The organism is Vibrio proteolyticus NBRC 13287, assembly GCF_000467125.1.
Taxonomy (GTDB): domain Bacteria; phylum Pseudomonadota; class Gammaproteobacteria; order Enterobacterales; family Vibrionaceae; genus Vibrio; species Vibrio proteolyticus.
Map to the genome: position 1 here is coordinate 313,245 of NZ_BATJ01000002.1, position 18,121 is coordinate 331,365.

At 50.2% G+C, this 18,121-nt stretch carries 17 protein-coding genes; 11 read left to right on the top strand and 6 right to left on the bottom strand.

Going from position 1 to position 18,121, the window contains the following annotated elements; translation table 11 throughout:
- Window positions 1–65: 65 nt before the first annotated feature.
- Complete coding sequence (locus VPR01S_RS04010) at window positions 66–830, bottom strand: hypothetical protein (protein WP_021704023.1); 765 nt, start codon at window positions 828–830, stop codon at window positions 66–68.
- A gap of 340 nt (window positions 831–1,170) precedes the next feature.
- Between VPR01S_RS04010 and cysB the strand changes: the two genes are divergently transcribed.
- The 6 genes from cysB to VPR01S_RS04040 all read left to right on the top strand — a co-directional run bounded on the left by cysB (window position 1,171) and on the right by VPR01S_RS04040 (window position 7,927).
- Window positions 1,171–2,145, top strand: a complete 975-nt coding sequence (cysB, locus tag VPR01S_RS04015) for an HTH-type transcriptional regulator CysB (protein ID WP_021704024.1) — start codon at window positions 1,171–1,173, stop codon at window positions 2,143–2,145.
- A gap of 53 nt (window positions 2,146–2,198) precedes the next feature.
- A complete protein-coding gene (locus tag VPR01S_RS04020; protein WP_021704025.1) occupies window positions 2,199–3,401 on the top strand; it encodes a methyltransferase in 1,203 nt (400 codons plus the stop codon).
- Between the two features lie 157 nt (window positions 3,402–3,558).
- Complete coding sequence (locus VPR01S_RS04025; RefSeq protein ID WP_021704026.1) at window positions 3,559–4,524, top strand: ABC transporter substrate-binding protein; 966 nt, start codon at window positions 3,559–3,561, stop codon at window positions 4,522–4,524.
- Between the two features lie 63 nt (window positions 4,525–4,587).
- Entirely contained in the window at window positions 4,588–5,532 is a 945-nt protein-coding gene (locus tag VPR01S_RS04030; RefSeq protein WP_021704027.1) for an ABC transporter permease, read from the top strand.
- A complete protein-coding gene (locus VPR01S_RS04035) occupies window positions 5,529–6,323 on the top strand; it encodes an ABC transporter ATP-binding protein (RefSeq protein ID WP_021704028.1) in 795 nt (264 codons plus the stop codon). The genes VPR01S_RS04030 and VPR01S_RS04035 overlap by 4 nt, the downstream gene beginning before the upstream one ends.
- 131 nt (window positions 6,324–6,454) lie before the next feature.
- Window positions 6,455–7,927: a GGDEF domain-containing protein gene (locus tag VPR01S_RS04040; RefSeq protein WP_021704029.1), complete on the top strand. Its 1,473-nt coding sequence runs from the start codon at window positions 6,455–6,457 to the stop codon at window positions 7,925–7,927.
- 8 nt (window positions 7,928–7,935) lie between these two features.
- Here VPR01S_RS04040 and dusC read toward each other — a convergent pair whose 3' ends face one another.
- A complete protein-coding gene (dusC, locus tag VPR01S_RS04045; RefSeq protein ID WP_021704030.1) occupies window positions 7,936–8,895 on the bottom strand; it encodes a tRNA dihydrouridine(16) synthase DusC in 960 nt (319 codons plus the stop codon).
- A gap of 198 nt (window positions 8,896–9,093) precedes the next feature.
- Here dusC and VPR01S_RS04050 point away from each other — a divergent pair, with 198 nt between their 5' ends.
- The 4 genes from VPR01S_RS04050 to serS all read left to right on the top strand — a co-directional run bounded on the left by VPR01S_RS04050 (window position 9,094) and on the right by serS (window position 13,241).
- Entirely contained in the window at window positions 9,094–9,708 is a 615-nt protein-coding gene (locus VPR01S_RS04050; protein WP_021704031.1) for an SEC-C metal-binding domain-containing protein, read from the top strand.
- A gap of 184 nt (window positions 9,709–9,892) precedes the next feature.
- Window positions 9,893–10,489, top strand: coding sequence for an outer membrane lipoprotein periplasmic chaperone LolA (gene lolA / locus VPR01S_RS04055; RefSeq protein ID WP_021704032.1), 597 nt, complete (start codon window positions 9,893–9,895; stop codon window positions 10,487–10,489).
- Between the two features lie 2 nt (window positions 10,490–10,491).
- Window positions 10,492–11,841, top strand: a complete 1,350-nt coding sequence (locus tag VPR01S_RS04060) for a replication-associated recombination protein A (protein ID WP_021704033.1) — start codon at window positions 10,492–10,494, stop codon at window positions 11,839–11,841.
- A gap of 92 nt (window positions 11,842–11,933) precedes the next feature.
- Window positions 11,934–13,241 (top strand): serine--tRNA ligase, encoded by a 1,308-nt coding sequence (gene serS / locus VPR01S_RS04065; RefSeq protein ID WP_021704034.1) that lies wholly within the window; start codon window positions 11,934–11,936, stop codon window positions 13,239–13,241.
- Between the two features lie 68 nt (window positions 13,242–13,309).
- Here the strand turns inward: serS and VPR01S_RS04070 are convergent, their stop codons facing one another.
- From VPR01S_RS04070 to VPR01S_RS04085, 4 genes are all read right to left on the bottom strand, one after another.
- Entirely contained in the window at window positions 13,310–13,813 is a 504-nt protein-coding gene (locus VPR01S_RS04070) for a YchJ family protein (RefSeq protein WP_021704035.1), read from the bottom strand.
- Window positions 13,814–13,939: 126 nt separating this feature from the next.
- Entirely contained in the window at window positions 13,940–15,154 is a 1,215-nt protein-coding gene (locus tag VPR01S_RS04075) for an EAL and HDOD domain-containing protein (protein ID WP_021704036.1), read from the bottom strand.
- Window positions 15,155–15,213: 59 nt separating this feature from the next.
- The gene (gene lpxH, locus VPR01S_RS04080; RefSeq protein ID WP_021704037.1) at window positions 15,214–15,948 is read right to left on the bottom strand and encodes a UDP-2,3-diacylglucosamine diphosphatase; all 735 of its coding nucleotides are present in this window, start codon (window positions 15,946–15,948) and stop codon (window positions 15,214–15,216) included.
- 44 nt (window positions 15,949–15,992) lie between these two features.
- Window positions 15,993–16,487: a peptidylprolyl isomerase gene (locus tag VPR01S_RS04085; RefSeq protein ID WP_021704038.1), complete on the bottom strand. Its 495-nt coding sequence runs from the start codon at window positions 16,485–16,487 to the stop codon at window positions 15,993–15,995.
- A 202-nt stretch (window positions 16,488–16,689) separates the two neighbouring features.
- On the opposite strand from VPR01S_RS04085, the gene cysS reads away from it, so the two are divergent.
- Window positions 16,690–18,072 (top strand): cysteine--tRNA ligase, encoded by a 1,383-nt coding sequence (gene cysS / locus VPR01S_RS04090; protein ID WP_021704039.1) that lies wholly within the window; start codon window positions 16,690–16,692, stop codon window positions 18,070–18,072.
- Window positions 18,073–18,121 lie beyond the last annotated feature (49 nt).

The window sequence follows — 18,121 nt, forward strand, 5'->3', positions numbered from 1 at the left end:
GGGCTAACAATAATAAAAAAGACCGCAATCAAGCGGTCTTTGTGACACTTCTGGTGGAGAGTATATTACCACTTTTTCTTTTCGCCAAAGAGCGCTTCCATATCGTCTTCGCGTTCTTTCTCTTCCATCATTTGCAATTCAGCGGCACTTTTCGTCTGACGACGTTGCTCCAGTTCATCGTGCATGGCCTGAAGTTTTTCGCGTGCCTGAGTTGAATAGTTGTCATTTTTGGTACTGAGCACATCCAGACCTTTACGCAACAGTTGCAAAGCGGTACCGGGCTGGCCTCTCACCATTGCGTCGTTGGCGCGTTTGACCACATTTTCAATATTGATGCGCACTTGGATGGTTTCCAGACGCGCATTCTCATTCACGTATGCCTGCGTTTCGAAACGCCCTTTATTGTGCTCGGAGCGAATGGTGTCGCGCAGACGTTTCACCAGCTTCAACATCACAATCGCCTGCTTGTCACTGCTTGGTACTTTGAATGATGCGGACTCATTGCCTTGATAGTTGTCTTTAAGCTGCTGTATTTGCTGCTTCATGTTATCGATGCGCTGCGCCAGCTGTTTGTTCTTCGGATCCAGCTCGTACATGGCGACAAGCGCATCCAGAATGCGGTTGTTAAGACACACCAGCAGATCTTTGCTGAATGGCAGGATGTGCGCGTTTCCGATCAGGTCTTCTGTTGCATCAATGATAGCAACGTATCGTGCGCTCTCTTGTTTGCGTGCGGTTTCCACTTTGAGCTTGTACTGCAGCATGATGTTATAACCCAGCACCAGAACCAGCAAAATGGCGATGAGAGCAATGATTAAACCTATATTCATAAACTTGGTATCTTTATTGTGTTCAAAGGCCTGTGTTTAAGGATACAAGATTCCGCGTATACTCTGCACCCTAAATACAACAAATTAGTATTATCGCTGTTGGTACTTTGAATATTAATGAAAATTTCAATAAAGAACACCAATATGAGTTATGGATTGCAAAAAATGCTCTCAGCGTAGAAAATCCCGGCGCTTAATTACCTTTCTGGTCCGAATTTTACTATCAATTTGAAGCGTTAAGCGTTATAACTAATAATTATAAACTATGTGGCTTATGTTATGTCGCATAGCAGTGTTTTGAGCAATGGCTGGGGCCGATGAAGGGGTTACGAGGTCAATAATGAAATTACAACAACTGAAGTATATTGTTGAAGTAGTCAATCACAATCTCAATGTATCAGCGACGGCGGAAAGCCTGTACACCTCTCAGCCTGGGATCAGTAAGCAAGTTCGCCTGCTTGAAGATGAGTTGGGTATTCAGATTTTTGAACGCAGTGGCAAGCATCTGACTCAGGTGACCTCGGCAGGCGAAGATATTATCCGTATTTCCCAGGAAATCCTCTCCCGGGTTGAAAGTATCAAAGCGGTAGCGGGTGAGCACACACATCCAGAGATGGGTACGCTGAATATCTCTACTACGCATACTCAGGCGCGCTATGCTCTGCCTGAAGTGATCAAAGGGTTTACGGCCCGCTATCCGAAAGTGTCTTTACACATGCATCAGGGCACCCCAAGCCAGATGTCTGAAGCCATAGCCAAAGGAACGGCCAATTTCGCGATTGCTACCGAAGCGTTGCATCTGTACCAGGATGCGATCATGTTGCCTTGCTATCACTGGAATCGTTCGATTGTGGTACCAAAAGATCACGCACTGGCGCAGAAAGAGAAGGTCACCATTCAGGATCTGGCGGCGTACCCCTTAGTCACTTATGTGTTTGGTTTTACCGGACGCTCGGAGCTGGATACGGCCTTTAATCGAGTCGGCCTGACACCACGCGTGGTGTTTACCGCGACCGATGCCGATGTGATCAAGACTTACGTCCGAATGGGAATCGGTGTCGGCGTGATTGCCAGCATGGCGATTGATCAGCAGCACGATTCTGATCTGGTTGCAATTGATGCCAGTCATATCTTTGGGGCCAGTACCACCAGTATTGGCTTTCGCCGCGGGACTTTCCTGCGTTCTTACATGTTCGATTTTATGGAGCGTTTTGCGCCGCATTTGACCCGACCAGTGGTGGAACAGGCGATCTCTCTCAAATCAAACGCCGAAATCGAAGAGATGTTCCGCGACATCGAACTGCCAGTCCGATAAGACTTCCACTTCTTCATGCTTCCCCCTACAATGCAGCGCACTCAGGGGGAAGTATGCTATCCAGATTTCACGTTCTCGATCAACTACTGACGGACTACCAGCTACTGTGGCGCTTCGAGCCATTTCATCACAGCCGACAGGCAGAGCCTGCATGGCAAACGCAATACCCTCAATTGTCTGAGTGGTTGAGTCAGCTGAGCCCGGCTGATGTCGAGTATTACAAATCGTCACCACAGGCATTGCAGGCCAAGGTGACCCAGTGCCTCCCTGAACTTCACGTTCTTACGGAAGCGGTCGCGCTAGAACCAGCAGATGTCTCCACGTTGTCACTCGATCGCGGTATCGACAGCGGTATTCCGGGCCGTAAGCTGACCCAAATTTTAGCGATGGGTCAGGCGGCACTGAAGGCGCATTCCGGCAGCGAATGGCTGGAGTGGTGTGCGGGGAAAGGGTTCCTCGGCCGCATATTAGCCAGTCAGAGTCGCCAGAATGTCACCAGTTTCGAGTTCCAGGCTTGTCTGTGTGAATCTGGGCAACGTGACGCAGACAAGCGCGCGTTGCCAATGCAGTTTGTGCAGGGGGATGCTTTTGGTGCTGAGTCGGACGATGTGTTCAATACGAGACAACATGCCGTCGCACTGCATGCTTGCGGTGATTTACACGTTGCTTTGATGCATAAATCGGTGCGCTTTGGTCTGCCGGCGATCACTCTATCACCGTGTTGCTACCATCTGATTGAGGGGGAGTCGTATCGGCCGTTATCCTCGCTGGGACAGAATTCATCACTGGCTTTGACCCGTCAGGAATTGAGAATACCCCTTCAGGAAACCGTTACCGGAGGCGAGCGGGTCAGACGTCATCGCTTTCAGGAGATGGTGTATCGACTTGGTTTCGATTTGCTGTTGCGCTCTGAGCTGTCTTTGCAACAGTACCTTCCCATACCCAGTATTCGTAAGTCGATGCTTGCCGACGGATTTGAAGTATTTTGCCGCTGGGCAGCGGAGCAGAAACAGATGATTCTGCCAGACTGCGATTGGGCGTATTATCACGAGCAAGCTGAGCGGCGCTTCTGGCATATGGAACGCTTAAGCTTAATCCAGGACATATTCCGTCGCCCTCTGGAAATGTGGCTGGTGATGGACAAAGCCAGTTATCTGAATGAGCAGGGATACAGGGTGAGCATCAGCGAGTTTTGTCGTCGTGACATCACACCAAGGAACATTCTGATTCACGCTGAACGCGGCTTTGGGCAATAAAAAATCACCCACCTCTCCTTTTTGTTAATTTGGTGTTAAAACTTGCTTTCCATTCTCCTAAGTTATTGGTAATAATGTTGGTTAAACGCACACAAAGTGTGCAGATAACAAAAACAACACAACATCTACTATCACATGCTTAAATCAAGGAGTTCAGATGAAGGCAGGCAAAGTCATCGCTACCGCCGTTCTGGCAAGCGCCGCATTACTCTCATCCACCAGCATCATGGCGAAAACCGCGAAAGTGGCGGTTTCGCAGATTGTTGAACACCCGGCCCTGGACGCCGCCCGGCAGGGGTTACTCGATGGTCTGAAAGCGAAAGGTTATGAAGAAGGAAAAAACCTGGAGTTTGATTATAAGACCGCTCAAGGCAACCCGGCGATAGCTGTGCAGATCGCTCGTCAATTTGTCGGAGAAAATCCGGACGTATTGGTGGGTATCGCTACGCCGACCGCTCAGGCTCTGGTCTCTGCCACGCGTGATATCCCGGTGGTATTCACTGCGGTAACCGACCCCGTCGGTGCCAAATTGGTGAAGCAACTTGAGCAACCTGGCAAGAACGTCACCGGATTGTCGGATTTGTCTCCAATCGCTCAGCACGTGGAGCTGATTAAAGAATTGCTGCCTAACGTGAAATCAATCGGTGTGGTTTTTAATCCGGGTGAAGCCAATGCAGTGACTCTGGTTGAACTCCTGAAGGAAAGCGCCAAAGCGCAGGGTATCGACGTGGTGGAGGCTACGGCGCTGAAGAGTGCGGACGTACAGTCGGCTACTCAGGCCATCTCTGCTAAATCAGACATCATTTATGCCCCAACAGACAACACGGTTGCCAGTGCGATTGAAGGGATGATCGTCGCGGCGAATCAGGCAAAAACGCCGGTATTTGGTGGCGCAACCTCGTACGTTGATAAAGGGGCTATCGCTGGTCTGGGGTTTGACTACTACCAGGTCGGTGTACAAACAGCGGATTACGTCGCTGCGATCTTGGAAGGCCAGAAACCGGGCCAGTTGGACGTGAAAGTGGCCAAGGGGTCGGATCTGGTTGTCAATCCGAAAGCCGCGGAAATGTTGGGCATTACTCTGCCGGAATCGGTTGTAGCGCGCGCGACCAGCGTTAAGTAATCCTGTTTGAAACCAGTAGGCGTGGGCTTACTGGTTTCTTTGTCTCTGAAAAAGGAGTTGCCTATGTCTGCTTTTGCGTTTTTTGGTGCGCTTGAGATAGGTCTTTTGTATGGATTAGTTGCGCTGGGTGTGTATTTGACTTTCCGCGTACTGGATTTTCCTGATTTGAGTGTTGACGGCAGTTTCCCAATGGGAGCCGCGGTGGCCGCGACGGCGATCGTTGCCGGGATCAACCCCTGGGTAGCGACAGGAATGGCGATCCTTGCTGGTGGGGCAACCGGTTTGGTGACCGCGTTTCTTGCGGTTCGGTGTGGGATATTACATCTGCTGGCATCAATTCTCACCATGATCGCTGCGTTCTCGATCAATATTCGGATCATGGGTAGGCCGAATATGGCGTTGCTCGGTGAAGACACCATTTTGACCCCATTTGAATCACTGGGAGATTCGATGCTGGTACGTCCGATTGTGGTGGGCGTCTTGGTGATGATTTCTGCCTTGTTGGTGGTGCGTCTGCTGAACAGTGATTTTGGCCTTGGCCTGAGAGCCACAGGGGTGAATGCTCGTATGGTGTCTGCCCAAGGGGCGAGTACCGCGTTTTATACCTATTTTGGTTTGGCGCTCTCTAACGCCTTTGTCGGCTTTGCTGGCGCTCTGTTTGCACAAACCAACAGCTTTGCTGATGTCACTTCCGGGGTCGGCACGATCGTGGTCGGTCTGGCGGCGGTGATACTGGGCCAAACGCTGATCCCGGGGCGCAAGATTTGGGTGGCGGTTCTGGCGGTCATCGTAGGCTCAGTGCTGTACCGCCTGGCGGTTGCGTTTGCACTTAGCACCGGAATGTTCGGTTTACAGGCATCAGACCTGAACTTAGTCACCGCGGTTCTGGTGGCCGTAGCGCTGATCGCACCAAGGATAAAAGGAAACCTCAAGGCAAAAAAGCGCGGTAAGCCTGATTTTCAGGCTGGTGTTGTCAAACAGGGAAAAGAATCAGGAGAAGTTGCATGATTCAGTTGGAAAATATTGAGGTCACTTTTAACCCGGGTACCATATTGGAAAACCGGGCGTTACGTGGTGTCTCACTTAACGTACCTGAACACCAGTTTTTAACCGTGATTGGCTCAAACGGAGCGGGTAAATCGACCCTGCTGGGTGCGGTAACGGGTGAAACGCCAATGATTGGCGGCAAAGTGGTGATTGATGAACTGGATGTGACATCAAAAACAGTTGCCCAGCGTGCAACACAATGTGCTCGGGTGTTTCAGGATCCGCTGGCGGGGACGTGCGGGGAGCTGACCATCGAAGAGAATATGGCTTTGGCGTATATGCGTGGCAAGCGCCGTGGCTGGAATCTCTCGTTGTCCTCCAAGCGACGCAAACTCTTCCAGGAGCGCATCAGTATCCTTGGGCTAGGGCTTGAGGATCGCTTGGGTGACAGTATCGGTTTGTTGTCGGGTGGCCAGCGTCAGGCGGTAAGCCTGGTGATGGCGACGCTGTCAGAAAGTAAACTGCTGCTGCTGGATGAGCATACTGCGGCCCTCGATCCTCGTATGGCGGCGTTCATCATTGATTTGACCAAAACGATTGTCAGTGAATTCAACCTGACGGTAATGATGGTGACACACTCGATGAAAGATGCGTTGGCGTGTGGCGATCGCACCGTCATGTTGCATCAGGGGGAAATTGTGCTGGATGTTGCCGGTGACCAGCGCGCCAATATGACGGTGCCGGATTTGCTGGAAATGTTCTCGAAAGTTCGGGGAGAGGAATTAGCGGACGACAGTTTGCTGCTCAACTAAGCCGGAGCTTACTTAACTCTGACAGAGTTCACATTTTGCCTATGCCATAATCCAGCGCATAGAAACCTAAAGCCCATCACGTGTAATCTTGCGATGGGCTTTTTCTATTATATTGATAAGGTTAGAATTTCATGAAGGGCAAGAGGCATTTCAGCCACAGGTTTGTCGTTGTCGCACCACTGACTCTGGCGATGACGGTACTCGTTCTGGCTATCAATGCTTATTTGAATGCGATCAATCGCGAAATAGACTCAGAATACGACCGCATAGACCGTTCACTTCAGCGCACCACGCGTTTGCTGACCGCCATCGATTACGCGTTCAACCACTATCTGGTCGCCCGGCCGGATCTGCTGCTCAGCCACAATCGTAAAGTGGAAGACGGCGTCTGTCGGATGTGGCCGATTGACCCGCTGCTCAACCTTGATGAATCAAGGGATGTCCCGATTCCGTCTATTGATTTTAGCTACATGATTACTGCGGATGCGTCGCTGTGCGATCCGAGCAGTCGAATGTATCAAAGAGTGGCCAGTCGTGTCATTCTGGCACCGAGTTTGTCCTTCTTGCATGATCTTGATGATGAGATTTTTGGTATTCGCTACATTGACGAGAGTGGCTTTGTTATGTCATCTCCGGCATCGCGTGCGGCGAAAATCGACCGAGACTTCGTGTCTATCATCAAGACGCGTCCATACTGGCGCGATACAGCCCAGAACAAAGATAAAATCACGGTCTCCCGTTTGAGTTCAACCTCCCTGCTGATTGACGGGCAGAAGAGACAGGTGTTTGCAATGACATTGCCGGTTGTCATCGACGGCGATTACCGTGGCATGGTGGAACTGGATGTCAACACTGAGGTTCTGCTGAGTAAAGACAGTGATTTACCCAATCCGATTAAGCTGATTGATTTGCGGACATCCGGCATACCGGACAATGCAGTACATGTTAAACATCTCAATATTCCCGGCGTCGAATTTCATCACGCCGTATACTACGACCTGGATATCCGCAACGAAATCGCCTTTTTCTTTAGTTTCAAGGTCTACTCATTACTGGGCATAGTGTTCATTTACGTGCTTTCCACTGTGGTTTTGATTTACTTTAACAGCGATGCCGAAAAAACCTATTTCAAAGATCTGGCCGCGCGCGACCCCATGACTGGTTTGTTAAACCGGCGTGGTTTCCAGTCACTGCTGCAACGCACACCCCATCAGCAATATATTGCGCTGGCGATTTTGGATATCGATGATTTTAAACGCATCAACGATACCCATGGTCATGATGTAGGGGACAACGTTATCTGTTACGTCGCCGATCAAATCCTGTGCAGTATCCGTCAGGCAGATATTGCAGCCCGCTTTGGTGGAGAAGAGTTTGTTATCTATCTGACGGGGGACAGTGAGCAAAAGCTGCAGCAGATTCTGCTCAGGGTCAGAGCCGCTCTGGCTGAGTATGCCAGTCGCTTACTCGAGCGCGGATTTACCGTGTCTGGCGGTGTAGATATCACCAAAGCCGGCCAATTCGAGTTTGAGACGGCATTTAAGCGTGCAGATGACAAGCTGTATCAGGCTAAGACCAATGGCAAAGACAAGTTGATATTCTGAGGTAATGGCTAGCTGGCATCGGCCAACAGGTTGTCGCGATAGTATTCGATCCGCTCTACTATCGGGGCGGCTTTGCTGAAGGTTCGAATATCGCGGAATAACTCTTGGGCCTGAGGGTACTCTTGGCGCAGGTATGAGAACCATTGCTTGACCCGGTTGGGATAATAGAGGCCTTTATCGCCTTTCATTTCATAACGAGAGTACACCAGCAGCAGATCGACCACGTCTTGCCAGGCCATTTTGCTGTGGTTGTGTTTTACCACGTTGCCAAGGTTCGGCACATTGAATGCGCCACGGCACACCATCAAAGAGTCAACCCCTGTGGTCGCGATACAGGCTTGCCCGTCGTCATAATTCCAGATCTCACCATTTGCAATCAGTGGAAGTGTGGTTTTGCCACGAATTTGGTCGATGTATTCCCAGCGAATCTCACTGGCTTTGTAGCCACCGGATTTCGTTCTTGCATGCACGGTCAGTTCATTGGCGCCGGCTTGCTCAATCGCATCGACGATCTCGAAACAGTCGTTTGGGTCTTCCCAGCCGAGGCGAATTTTGGCAGAAACCGGTATATGAGTTGGCACGGCGTCACGGCAGGCTTTGACCACCTGGTGGATCAATTCCGGATGCTGAAGCAGAGCAGCGCCGCCTTTACTTTTGTTTACCATCTTGGCCGGACAGCCGAAGTTGATATCAATGCCTTTTGCGCCAAGGTCGGCGGCGCGAACGGCATTCTCTGCCATCCAGCCCGGCTCCTGACCAAGTAACTGAAGATGAACCGGTACGCCGGATTTGGTCTGTGAACCTTGTTCCAGCTCAGGACAGAGGCGGTAGAACACATGATCTGGCAGCAACTGATCGACCACGCGCACAAATTCTGTGACGCACAGATCGTAGTCATTGATGTCGGTTAGGATCTCTCGCATCAGATGATCCAACACGCCCTCCATCGGGCCCAGAATTACTCGCATACCATTTTGCCTCCGTTTGGGAGGCGAGATTGTAGAGGTATTGGTTGATATTGTCACTAAGGGGGAACGCATCGCCTGAGCCAATACGCTGATTTTTACGCTGAGATGGTGATGAATTGGGCGTCTGTCCGCACTATGGTTAGCAAGCGAAGCACACAGTGATATACTCAGTTTTTTGTTCTGTTCAGAAAGCATGTTATGACTTATCAGCTCATCTCACTGGAGAGCACCGATGTACAGGAATCTCCGTTTTTTATTGAAGGCGCCATTTTGGCGGCCAATTTTGCCACGCAGCCTCTGGCGCCCGAAGCCTGGCTGGGTGAATTGCTGGGAGCGGCCGCCAGTGACGTTCAGCCAGTGATTGTTGAACAGATTCACAAACAATACGCGCAATTGAAACGAAATGAATATTCCTTATTGGCCTTGGTGGACGGGGCTGATAAACGTGAACAACTCGCAGACTTGGCAGAAGGCTTCATGCAGGTATGGCCGACTGTCGAAGCGCAGTGGATGGAGACGCAGGTCGGGGATGGAACGCTGCGCATGTTACAGGCGTTACTGACCAGCTTTATGTTGGCGATCGATGAAGAGCAGACACAGCAACAAATGCGAAAGGCGGGTGTCGAATCGCCACCGTCGCTGGAGGAGTTTATTGAACAGTTGGATTTGATGGTGGCGGAAGTGGCGATGGCGGCAGACGAGGCCATGGTCGGGGCGCAGTCACAAAGTGTCAACCCATATAAAGGTATTGGTCGCAATGATCTATGTCCTTGTGGCAGCGGGAAAAAGTTCAAACAGTGTTGCGGTCAGTAAGTGGAATTATCTCAGGTTTTGCGTGTCTGACTGGTATCGATACGCTTCGCGTGATTCAGACGGATGTCTGACCTTATTCGGTCATAACCTGGCTGCGGCGATTTATAATCAACGTTAGGACTGGAAATCGAGTTAGCCCGTCACCATATAGATTTTATCGCTCATTTAGTGAGGAGCTTTTTGAATGAAGAAACTGTTAGCCTTGTTATTGGTAAGTTGCTCTGCCTTGGCCGCGCCAAAAGATGAACTCAGCGCTCGTCTGGCAAAAAACGACGGATTCAGTGCTGATTTCACTCAGCAGGTGACAAGCCCAGAGGGTGACGTTGTTATGGAAGGTGAGGGGACCGTCGAAATTGCGCGCCCAAGCCTGTTCCGCTGGACAACCAACACACCAGATGAGAACGTTTTAGTTTCAGATGGTCAGTCGGTCTGGTACTACAGCCCGTTTATTGAACAGGTGACGATTTATCGTCAGGAGCAAGCTACGGAGCAAACCCCGTTTGTTCTTCTCACTCGCAATCGCAACAGTGACTGGGATAATTACGCCGTCGTGCAAAAAGGCGATCTGTTTACGCTGACCCCGACCGCCGTGGATTCCAATCAGGGCAAGTTTCAAATCGATATCAACACGAAAGGTGTGGTGAAAGGGTTCAATGTGATTGAACAGGATGGTCAGAAGAGCCAGTTCACTTTCAGTAAGGTAAACCTCAGTAAGCCGAAGGCAGACCGTTTTACGTTTGTGGTGCCTCAAGGTGTCGAGGTCGATGACCAAAGGAAGTAGTCTTGAGTAATTACAGTTTAGACTTTGCAGGGGACGAAGATTTTCGTCCCCTTGCTGCTCGTATGCGCCCAGAAACACTGGATCAGTATATCGGGCAGAAGCATATTCTAGGTCCGGGAAAGCCGTTACGGCGAGCACTGGAAGCGGGGCATATCCATTCAATGATCTTGTGGGGCCCGCCTGGCACAGGGAAAACCACACTGGCGGAGGTCGCGGCGAATTACGCCAACGCGGAAGTCGAGCGTGTATCGGCGGTTACCTCTGGCGTAAAAGAGATACGCGCGGCAATTGAAAAAGCGCGAGAAAATAAAATGGCGGGGCGTCGCACCATCTTATTTGTCGATGAGGTGCACCGTTTCAACAAATCGCAGCAAGATGCCTTTCTGCCCCACATTGAAGATGGCACGGTTACTTTCATTGGTGCCACCACGGAAAACCCTTCGTTTGAACTGAATAACGCTTTGTTGTCACGGGCCCGAGTGTACAAGCTCACCTCTCTCAACCAAGAGGAAATCCTGCTGGCGCTTCATCAGGCTATTGAAGACGCGCCCCGGGGGCAAGGCCGCATTGAGGCCCATTTTTCTGATAACGTTCTGGAACGCCTGGCTGAGCTGGTCAACGGTGACGCGCGCATGTCGCTCAACTATCTTGAGCTTTTGTACGACATGGCGCAGGACGATGCTCAAGGCGTCAAACAGATCACGCTGCAGTTGCTGGCGGAGGTGGCCGGTGAGAAAGTGTCGCGCTTCGATAACAAAGGCGACATCTGGTACGACTTGATATCCGCCGTGCACAAGTCTATCCGTGGCTCCAACCCGGATGCGGCGCTGTACTGGGCTGCGAGAATGATGTCTGCGGGCTGTGATCCGCTGTATATTGCCCGCCGCCTGCTGGCGATCGCGTCAGAAGACGTTGGTAATGCGGATCCGCGCGCAATGCAAGTGGCACTGTCAGCCTGGGATTGTTTTACCCGGGTTGGGCCAGCGGAAGGGGAGCGCGCGATTGCTCAGGCGATCGTCTATCTGGCCTGTGCGCCGAAAAGCAATGCGGTGTACAGCGCTTGGAAGCAGGCGCTCAGCGATGCGCATAACCTGCCGGAATATGAGGTTCCCCATCACCTGCGTAATGCCCCGACCAGTCTGATGAAAGACATGGGCTATGGCGAGGAATACCGTTACGCCCATGATGAGCCTGGTGCGTACGCTGCGGGTGAAAAATACCTCCCGCCGGAAATGGGAGAAAAACGCTACTATTTTCCGACAAATCGAGGTCTTGAGACCAAAATTGGCGAGAAGTTGGATTACTTGGCTAGTTTAGACGCAAAAAGCCCGCAAAAGCGCTATGAAAAGTAATGTCTTTTGGGTATCTTTATCAGGTTAGACTATTCAATAACACGTGAAAGGTTTCACGTGTTTTTTCATCACTAAAAAGCATAGGATTAACAATGCTGGATTCTAAATTACTTCGTACAGAGCTGGATGAAACAGCTGCTAAACTGGCACGTCGTGGCTTTGCCCTCGACGTTGAGACCATTCGTAAACTTGAAGAACAACGCAAGTCCATTCAAGTAGAAGTTGAAAATTTACAATCCACGCGTAACTCCATCTCCAAGCAGATCGGTCAGAAAATGGCGGCTGGTGATAAAGAAGGTGCTGAAGAGATCAAAAAGCAAATTGGTACTCTGGGTAGCGATCTGGACGCGAAAAAAGTCGAACTTGACCAAGTAATGGCGAAACTAGATGAAATTACGCTGTCAGTGCCTAACCTGCCAGCAGACGATGTGCCAGATGGTAAAGACGAGAATGAGAACGTTGAAATCTCTCGTTGGGGTGAGCCGAAATCTTATGACTTCGAAGTGAAAGATCACGTAGATCTGGGTGAAATGGGCGGCGGTCTGGACTTTGCGAGTGCAACCAAAATCACCGGTGCACGCTTTATCGTTATGAAAGGTCAGTTTGCGCGTTTGCATCGTGCAATTGCTCAGTTTATGCTGGACCTGCACACCGATGAACATGGCTACACAGAGATGTACATGCCGTATCTGGTCAACTCGGACAGCCTGTTTGGCACCGGTCAGTTACCGAAGTTTGGTAAGGATCTGTTCCACACTGAACCGCTGGCAGAGAAAGTCAATGACGAAGAACCACGTAAACTGTCGTTGATCCCAACTGCAGAAGTGCCGGTAACCAACATGGTGCGCGATACCATTTCGGAAGAGGCCGATCTGCCGTTGAAAATGACCGCTCACACGCCATGTTTCCGCTCGGAAGCGGGGTCTTACGGTCGCGATACTCGTGGTTTGATCCGCATGCACCAGTTCGATAAAGTGGAACTGGTGCAAATCACCAAGCCAGAAGACTCAATGGATGCACTTGAAGAGCTGACGGGCCATGCCGAGAAGGTTCTGCAACTGCTTGAGCTACCGTACCGTAAAGTCGTACTGTGTACGGGGGATATGGGCTTTGGCGCTCGCAAGACTTACGATTTGGAAGTGTGGGTACCTGCACAGCAGACCTACCGTGAGATTTCATCTTGCTCAAACATGTGGGACTTCCAGGCACGTCGCATGCAAGCGCGTTTCCGTCGTAAAGGCGAGAAAAAGCCTGAATTGGTGCACACCTTGAACGGTTCAGGTCTGGCTGTTGGTCGTACCATGGTCGCGATTCTGGAAAACAATCAACAAGCCGACGGCCGCGTTGCGATTCCAGCTGTGCTGCAAAAGTACATGGGTGGCGTAACGCACATCGGTTAATCGGTGGCGATAAAAAAGAAAAACCGACCAGTCAGGTCGGTTTTTTTATGTCTGCAATTGCGCGATGGTTAGCCACAACACTTTTTGAATTTCTTACCACTGCCACAAATACACGGATCGTTACGGCCGACTTTGAGCTCTTTAACGGTCTGATTCAGTCTTGGATCCGAAATGGTCTCTTCTTGCGAGGGAAACTCGCCGTCGATGTAATACCAAAGGCCATCTTGACGAAGAAAGCGTGAACGTTCGGTCATGCAGTACTCTGCACCTTGATCGACAAAGTGCGCGCTAAAGGTGACATACCCTTCATCCTTATCGCTGCCGTCTTCGCTACCGATGACGTCGAGCTTCTTCCACTCTGAATGGACTGATTCCTGAATCCCTTCACGTTGGTCTTCTGCGTGGCAACTCGGGTGATATGTCTCGATGACGAAATCGACTAACCCAAGCACATGCGCACTATAGCGGGCGCGCATCAGTTGTTCCGGTTGTTGTGCATGAGCATGCTGCTGATGAACGGGTTCACAGCAGGCAGTGTAATCGGATTGGCTTCCACAAGGGCAGGCAGTCATAAATGTCTCTTTCGTTGGTGTGGCTGACACGCCAGATAAACAGGGCCTTAAGTTTAGAAGGCTTTGCTTACGAGGTAAATAGCCAGACTTTTAGTCGCAAAAACACTCACGACAGGCATGAGGTAATTACGGCTTGAGGTTCAGCAGATCGGCGGTCCACTGCACTGCGCTATCGTAACATTGGCTGAGGGTGTCTGCTGGCAGTCCCAGTCGTTGGTTGACAAGTGCGACCTGGTCCCAATCGCCTTTTTCGTACGCACGCGTGACGGTAAGAATATCCCCAAGGAGTCCATCGCCATTTTTCAATGCGACTTTGACTGCATTGTCGATCGGCATCTTTTCCATCAGCAGATCCATCGGTTGATCGAGCAGGCTGTCAAGCAGGGAAAACATCCCGGTCAGAAAGGCCGAGCCGGGTTCGACGTCGCTGTCACAATAGCTAAACAACAGCTCACAGTATCGTGCACGCTGGATGGACAGTCCGTACAAATAATCGGGTTTGGATTCATGAGTTGAGGCGATGGCGACCAGAGAGATGAACTTTCTCAGGCGCTCTTCACCGAGATACACCAAGGCTTGGCGGAAAGACTGAATCTTCGCGCTGATTAACGCGGAAGAATTGACAAAAGCGAGCAGTTTAAACGATAGCGTGACGTCTTTACTGACCAACTCTTCGAGCGTGGTGTAATCGATCTGTGGTTTGGCAATCTCTTTGATCAGATGCACGATAGTGAGAAAGGCGGGCTCCAGCGCGCGACGTTGGATCATCTCCGGCTTGCTGAAAAAGTAGCCCTGAAACAGGTCAAATCCGGCTTGTTTGGCTTGCTCAAATTCCGGATGTGTTTCCACTTTCTCGGCCAGAAAGTCGATTTTTGTGTGTTTTAGCTTGGCGATAAATTTGGCCGCCTTATCGATTGGAAACTGCTGAATATCAAATTTGATGATGGACACAAACGGCAGAAACGCTTTCCATTCGACCGACGGAACAAAATCGTCCAGAGCAATCCGGTAGCCTTTGGCGGCCATTTCCCGGATGGCGTGCAATAATTCCTGCGTTGGAGCGCAATCTTCAAGCACTTCGATGACCAGGTTATCGGCGGGAAACAATGTGGGTACTCGGTTGATCAGACTCTGATAGGGAAAATTAACAAAGCCGAGTTTGTTACCCAGCGTCGAATAGTGGGTCGAAAGGAAGTGATCGGACAACAAACGGCTGGTGGCCAGATCGGGATCGATCTCCGGAAAGGTATTTTTAGGCCCGTCACGAAACAACAATTCGTAACCGACGGTTCGTTTGTGGCTGTCAAGAATAGGCTGTCTGGCAATATATGAGTATTTCAAAGGACACTTCTTATATTATCGATTGGCTCTTATACGCCGGACAACATGCCCGGCCAACCTCATTCCACTGGGTGAAAAGGGCGAGACTGCAAATCAAATCCGTCTTTATCATAGACTAAAACAGAGCCCTGAGTGTACCAGTCTCCCAGCACAATTCGAGTTTTGTCACCCTGTAATGTGCGGAAAGTATGAATATCGGGACGGTGAGTGTGACCATGGATCATCAAATCGACGTGATGGCGGTCCGTCACCCGTGCGACTTCACTTTGAGTGACGTCCATAATCTGCATGGATTTATGCTGTTTTTGTTCCCGGATATCGCCCTGGATTTTGCCAACAATTTTTTGTTTTGCGGCAAACGGTAGACGATTGAATAGCCATTGCAACCAGGGCTGGTGAACTTTTTTTCTATAATTCTGATACTTAATATCATCAATGCACAGGGTATCACCGTGCAGGATGACCGCCCGACGACCGTAGAGGTCAATCACGCATTCTTCGTCCAACAACGTGATTCCAGTGTCACGGGCAAAGCGCCGACCCAGCAGAAAATCGCGATTTCCCTGAATGAAATAACACGGAACGCCTTTGGTGGTTAGCGCGCGGAACTCGGCTTTAATCAGCGTGGCAAAATCGCTTTTGTCATCGTCACCTATCCAGAATTCAAACAGGTCGCCGAGCACATACAGAGCATCTGCATGGACAGCTTCCTCGCGCATGAAACGAATAAAACAGGTCGTGATGTCGGAAACGGAAGGAGTCAGGTGGAGATCGGAAATAAACAGTGTGGTCATAGTCGGTCATTTAAGAGAGCGCCGTCAGCGCTCTCTGTCATTGATTATGCTTCGATGGTTGTGCCAGTGATGATCACTTCATCCAGAGGGACATCCTGATGCATACCGTATGAACCGGTGCTCACACCTTTGATCTTGTTCACGATATCCATACCTTCAACGACTTCGCCGAATACACAGTAACCCCAGCCATCCATGCTTTCAGAGCGGAAATCCAGGAAGGTGTTATCATTGACGTTAATGAAAAACTGCGAGCTGGCTGAGTGTGGTTCCATCGTACGTGCCATAGCGATGGTACCAGTCTTGTTGCTCAGACCGTTGTTCGCTTCGTTTTTGATCGATGCACGGGTTGCCTTTTCACGCAGGCCAGACTCCATACCGCCACCCTGAATCATGAAACCGTCGATAACACGGTGAAACAGCGTGTTGTCGTAGAAACCATCACGGCAGTACTGCAGGAAGTTTGCACTTGTTTCAGGTGCTTTCTCTTCGTTGAGCTGAATTTTGATGTCACCAAAATTAGTGTGAAGGGTGATCATGATTATTACCTTTGCTGATGTTTTTTGATTTGAAACTGAGATTCTATCTCAACTTCCCGAACATTAATACGCGAAAAACCTGAGAAATCGTTTAAGAAGTTTAGCTTATGCTTTCTTTTTGCTCGAATCGGGGATTACGTAACACAGCCCAAGTTGTTATACTGAGCCACTATTTTGTTTAACTTAATATCAGACAGAGCTCATGTTAAAAATATATAACACACTCACAAGACAGAAAGAGGAATTCAAGCCAATTAATGCCGGTAAAATCGGTATGTATGTGTGTGGGGTTACTATTTACGATCTCTGTCATATCGGTCATGGCCGTACGTTCGTATCGTTTGATGTGGTATCGCGTTACCTGCGCTTTCTGGGCTATGACCTGACGTTTGTCCGTAACATCACTGACATTGATGATAAGATCATCAAACGTGCGGCGGAAAATGGTGAGTCGTGTGACTCTCTGACTGAGCGCCTGATCGCTGAAATGTACGCCGACTTCGATGCATTGAACATGAAGCGTCCAGATGTTGAGCCTCGTGCCACCCAATACATCAATGAGATCATCGCGTTAGTGGAAAAACTGATCGAACGCGGTTTCGCTTATGTGGCAGACAATGGCGACGTTATGTTCGAAGTCAGCCAATTTGATGAGTACGGCAAACTGTCTAAACAGGATTTGGATCAGCTGCAGGCCGGTGCTCGTGTTGACGTCGAAAGCGCGAAACGCAGTCCGCTGGATTTCGTGCTGTGGAAAATGTCGAAACCGGGGGAGCCGACGTGGGAGTCTCCGTGGGGAGCCGGTCGTCCGGGTTGGCATATTGAATGTTCCGCAATGAACTCGTCCATTCTTGGCAACCATTTCGATATTCACGGTGGTGGTTCGGATTTGCAATTCCCGCACCATGAGAATGAGATCGCTCAGTCGTGCTGCGCGCACGGTACTCAGTATGTGAATACTTGGATGCACAGTGGCATGGTGATGGTCGACAAAGAGAAAATGTCTAAGTCTTTGGGCAACTTCTTCACCATCCGTGACGTACTGAAGCATTACGATGCGGAAACGGTGCGTTATTTCCTGATGTCGGGTCACTACCGTAGCCAGCTAAACTACAGCGAAGAAAATCTTAATCAGGCGCGCGCCTCTCTGGAGCGTCTGTACACATCGCTGCGTGGCCTGGACATGACGGCTCAGGCTGACGGGGGTGAAGAGTACGTGCAGCGATTCACTGAGGCGATGAACGACGATTTCAACACGCCGGAAGCATACTCCGTGTTGTTTGACATGACTCGCGAGATCAACCGTCTGAAAGGCGACAATCTGGATGCGGCCAGCGCGTTGGGTGCGCGTATGCGTGAACTGGCGGATGTAATTGGCATTTTGTATCAGGACGCCGATGCATTCCTAAAAGGCGATGCCGGCAATGATGATGAAGTGGCTGAAATCGAAGCACTGATTAAACTGCGCAATGATTCCCGAGCCGCAAAAGATTGGGCCAACGCCGATATGGCGCGTGATAAGCTGACCGAAATGGGTATCGTTCTGGAAGATGGGCCGGATGGCACGACCTGGCGTCGTAAATAATTGAATTTCAATTTAAAGGGCTGTGAATTCAGCCCTTTTTTCTGTCATT